Origin of the sequence: Dialister sp. UBA1703 (assembly GCA_002320515.1) — a bacterium.
Taxonomy (GTDB): Bacteria; Bacillota; Negativicutes; order Veillonellales; family Dialisteraceae; genus Dialister.
Map to the genome: position 1 here is coordinate 1 of DCJJ01000027.1, position 4,559 is coordinate 4,559.

Consider the following 4,559-nt stretch of genomic DNA (forward strand, 5'->3'; position numbering starts at 1 on the left):
ATAAGTCGACGCGAATAGCGAGCTATTTAAGGAGACTTATGACGCATCATTGGATAAAAATACATATGAAATTCGATTCTGCGAATGAATCAGTGCTTCCCTAAGGCCCTGCCGCTTTTCCCTCCCCTTTGCCTCAGGAGAAGAGGAGGCTCCCCAAGCCCGGGGCTTGGGGGTTCTGCATGAACTTATCGAAATGTGGTAAAATATAATATCTATATCATCATATTTATGAAGGAGTTTTATATGAACGATCAGATTTCCGGAGACAATCATGCCATTGTGCGGGCCGGCATGTGTACGGCGCTGGTAGTGGTGCTTTCCCTTCTGGGGCTTTACATGCCCCTTCTTTCTACCGTAGTTTTCCTGCTGATTCCCCTTCCCATTGCCTATCTGGGCATGAAGGAAGGCGTGAAATGGTCCATTGTGGTAACCACCGGCGTGCTGGTGCTGGACTCCACCTTTTTCGGCGTGGTGTCCGCTGCCTTTGTGTGCGCCATCTTCGGCCTTCTGGGGGTCACCATGGGGATATGCTACCGGTTTAAGGTGTCTGCTGCCAAGACGCTGATTGCGGGCGCCGTGGTGGTTCTTTTGGCCCTGGTGGCGGAAGGCATGGCCACCCTCTATCTGCTGGGGCTCCCCAGCCTGATTTTCGGCAGTGAAGGCCTTTCCCAGATCAGGGACAGCATGCTGGAAACGCTGCCTTCCTTCTACAGCGGCGAGGCCCTGGACCAGGCGAAGGAAAAGGTGGAGTTCCTCATGGATGCCATGGAAAAATCGGTGCCCTATACGCTGGTGGCCGTTTCTGTTTTCTACTCCTGGGCTTCCATGACCCTGGGTTCCCATGTGTTCAAGAAAATGGGCATTACCGATATTCCCCATCTCCCGCCTTTTGAACGGTGGGAATTTCCGAAGGGCACCCTGGCCCTTTACCTTCTGGTGCTGGCGGCCCAGTATTTCTTCAAGGATCAGGAGCAGATGTCCTATGTGGCCTACAATCTGGGCACCCTCTGCGTTTCCATTTTCTGGCTCCAGGGGCTGTCGGTGCTCTGGTGGATGCCTCACCGCTATCCCTTCATGAAACCGCTCCGGCTGTTCATTATGATCCTTTCTGCTTTCATCGGTGTCATCCAGATGTTTGCGGTGTTCCTGGGCATTGCGGACATGGCTGCCAGCTACAGAAAGAAGCGGAATTACCAGTAGAAACAGGAGCGGCGGCTGTATGGGCCACTCTGTGGCCCGGGTTCAAAAGGTTCAGAAGGTTCAAAGGGTTCAGAGGGTGGCGGTGGCGGCTGACGCCGCAGATTATAAAAAGGGGTGCGGCTGGCGCCGCGGGTTGTGTAAAAGGGTTGTGTCCCCACAGGGGAAACGACTCACTACATTTTGTGCGTCGCTCCGCTCCTTCAAAATGTGTTCGCTGTGCATCGCTTCCGCTCAGGGGGCGACAGCGGCTTCGCCGCTGAGGGTTGCGGATTGCCCTTAGGGCAATGCTTATAAAGTCAGCGTTACGGGATTTACTTTTCTGTATCATACGTTATGATAGGAATTCTGCTGACTGGCTCGCTGCGCTCGCCTCCCCCTATCCGGCTTCGCCGGACTGCCCCCGCAAGCGGGGGCAGAATAAAACACCACGAAACATTCTCTTCATAAGCATCTCTACAGTAAGCACGGGTTGTTGTGCCCCCTCGAAGAGGTGGCAAGGGAACTGGATTCATAGGGGAGCCCCGCGACCCGCGAATCCAGTGACATGCTTCCCACCGGGCAAGGTGGTGGCGCCAGCCACCAAAGGGGGGAATGCATTTCCATGCCCGCAGGGCGGTTGTATGGTTTTCCGACGGGCGAAGGCCCGGTTATAAAGGTTTTATACAAACTGGCGCCTTCTATCAATTAAAAGGCGCCCACCGCCACCCTCTGAACCCTCTGAACCCTCTGAACCTTTTGAACCCTCCCATCGAAGGCCTGTCCATACACATACATTTGCATTCATTCCTGATTTCGAGTAGGATTAGAGTAGGCTGGCTTATGCCGGTGAAAAATTATCGGTTTTGAAATCGAGGTTAAAGAAAATGCTGAGCGATATTTGGGTGTACAAGAAGACATCCCGCATAATGATAGCGCTGCTGCTTGTGGCGGTGGTCATGCTGGCTACCCAGAACTGGCAGCTGGGGCTTCTTCTTTTCATCATCGTGGCAGGCTGTATTGTCTATATCAAGCGCTGCGATTTCTATCAGGAGAGGAAGCTTTCCCGGTATCTGGACGATCTGTCCGCCGGCGTGTCGGCGGGGACGGTGTATGCGGTGAAGAATCTTCCCGTAGGCATTGCCATGATGGATGAGAAGAAGGAGCTGGTCTGGGCCAATAATGTGTTCCGGAACTGGATAGGGAAGGATGCCCAGGAGGGCGTCCGTTTCCAGAATCTCATTTCCGGCCAGAAGATTTCCAAAATATGGGGCAAAACCGGCTGGTTTGACTGCCATGCCGGCGGCACCTTTTTCCGGGTATTCCATAAGTTCATCGACGTGGACATCGGCGGCGACACCCAGTCCCCCTTCATGGTTTTCTATTTCATGGACCGCACCGATGTGGAAGTGGCGGTGAAGGAATGCACCGAGGCACGGCCGGTATTCGGCATTATCCGTATCGACAATGTGTCGGAAGTGACGGCGGACATGACGGATATGGAAAAATCGGCCCTCCTTTCCGATGTGACGGAAAGGGTGCTGTCCTATTTCTCCAGCCGGGACGGCTTTATCAAGCAGTACTCCACCACCGATTTCGTCACCTGCATTTCCCAGAAGGCACTGGCGGACATGATGGAGGATAATTTCGATATTCTGGACAAGGTGCGGGAAATCCACACGGTGAACCGCATCCCCGTCACCCTTTCCATCGGCATTGTGCAGAGCGACGACAGCTTTGCAAGGCAGTTTGAGGAAGCCCAGGTATCCCTGGACCTGGCCCTGGGCCGGGGCGGCGACCAGGCCATCGTGCGGGTAGGCAAGGATGTGAAGGCCTTTGGCGGCAAATCGCCTACGGCGGTCAGCTCCACCCGGGTCAGGGTGAGGGTGGTGGCCCAGGCGCTGAAGGAAATCATCGACGGCGCCGATATGGTGCTTGTCATGGGCCACGGCCACGAGGATTTCGATGCCCTGGGGGCGGCGGTGGGTGTTTCCCATCTGGCCCGTTCATCCCATAAGGAAACCCATATCGTCCTTTCCAGAGAAAGGGACACCTGCCGCAAGATGGTGGAAGCCATCGAAGGAAGCGGCGCGGCGGAAGGCCTTCTCATCGACGAAGGCCAGGCCAAAGGCATGGTTACCGACAAGACGGTGGTGGTGGTGGTGGATACCCACATACCGGAACTGGTGGCGGCTCCGGAGGTGCTGAAAAAGGCAAAGAAGAAAGTGGTCATCGACCATCACCGGAGAGCCAGCTCCATGATTACGTCCACCCTTCTTACCTATATGGAACCTTCCGCGTCCTCTGCCTCCGAGCTGGTGAGCGAACTGGTGCAGTACTACGGCGGCGACGAGGAAATGAACGAGCTGGAAGCGTCCTGCCTCTATGCAGGCATTGTGGTGGACACGAAGAACTTCGCCGTCCAGACCAGCGTCCGCACCTTCGACGCAGCCAGCTTCCTGCGCCGCTGCGGCGCCGATACGAAACTGGTGCACCGCCTCTTTGAAGAGGATATCAGCAGTATCCGAAGCAAAGCGGAAATCCTGGCAGGAATGAAGCTCATAGACGGCTCCATTGCCATTGCCGCCTGTCCCGAGGATGCGGAGGAATCCCAGATCCTGGCAGGCCAGGTGGCGGACTACCTTGTTACCATCAAGGAAATCCGGGCCAGCTTCCTGTTTTACCATACCGATAAAGGACTCTGTCTTTCCGCCCGTTCCGATGGCTCCGTCAACGTGCAGGTAGTCATGGAAGCCCTGGGCGGCGGCGGTCATTTGACCGTTGCCGGTGCCCAGCTGGGGAAAGAAGGAAATAGAGAAAATGCGGAGAAAGTGATTATTTCACAGGTCCGCAAACAAATAAAGGAGGAAAAAGAATGAAAGTCGTACTCTTACAGGATGTAAAGAAAATGGGCAAAAAGGGAGACGTAGTAGAAGTCTCCGACGGCTACGGCCGCAACGTGCTCATCCGCAAAGGCCTGGGGGTGGAAGGCACCAAAGCCAACCTGAACACCGCCGCCCAGCGCCAGGAATCCAAGGTCTTCAAGGACAAGGTGGCCGCTGACGAGGCAGTCATCATGGCAGCCCAGCTGAAAAAAGTCAAGGTTGTCATCAAAGTCCAGTGCGGCGAAGACGGAAGAATCTTCGGCTCCGTCACCGGCAAGGACATCAGCGAAGCACTGGAAAAGCAGTATAAATTCAAACTGGAAAAGAAAAATATCCGTCTCAAGAGCCCCATCAAGACCCTGGGCGAATACGATGTGGAAGTATGGGTACACCAGCAGGTGACCAGCACCGTCCACGTATCGGTTGTAGCAGAATAAGAAAATCCACCCTGCGGGGTGGATTTTCTTGCGTCACTGGCGGTGCTTTCCAGTATTCCCG

The 4,559-nt window shown here is 54.9% G+C and carries 3 protein-coding genes; all 3 read left to right on the forward strand.

Annotated features, from left to right (window positions below; all coding sequences use genetic code 11):
- Positions 1-243 precede the first annotated feature (243 nt).
- The 3 genes from B2Y11_RS01470 (at position 244) to rplI (ending at position 4,498) form a co-directional block, all read left to right on the forward strand.
- On the forward strand, positions 244-1,200 hold the full coding sequence (locus B2Y11_RS01470; RefSeq protein WP_291055233.1) for a YybS family protein: 957 nt from the start codon (positions 244-246) through the stop codon (positions 1,198-1,200).
- An 863-nt stretch (positions 1,201-2,063) separates the two neighbouring features.
- On the forward strand, positions 2,064-4,055 hold the full coding sequence (locus B2Y11_RS01475) for a DHH family phosphoesterase (protein ID WP_291055236.1): 1,992 nt from the start codon (positions 2,064-2,066) through the stop codon (positions 4,053-4,055).
- On the forward strand, positions 4,052-4,498 hold the full coding sequence (rplI, locus tag B2Y11_RS01480) for a 50S ribosomal protein L9 (RefSeq protein WP_291055239.1): 447 nt from the start codon (positions 4,052-4,054) through the stop codon (positions 4,496-4,498). The genes B2Y11_RS01475 and rplI overlap by 4 nt, the downstream gene beginning before the upstream one ends.
- Positions 4,499-4,559: the final 61 nt, after the last annotated feature.

Coding starts and splice junctions, on each gene's coding strand:
- B2Y11_RS01470 (WP_291055233.1), top strand. CDS start 244: ATGAACGATCAGATTTCCGGAGACAATCATGCCATTGTGCGGGCCGGC.
- B2Y11_RS01475 (WP_291055236.1), top strand. CDS start 2,064: ATGCTGAGCGATATTTGGGTGTACAAGAAGACATCCCGCATAATGATA.
- rplI (WP_291055239.1), top strand. CDS start 4,052: ATGAAAGTCGTACTCTTACAGGATGTAAAGAAAATGGGCAAAAAGGGA.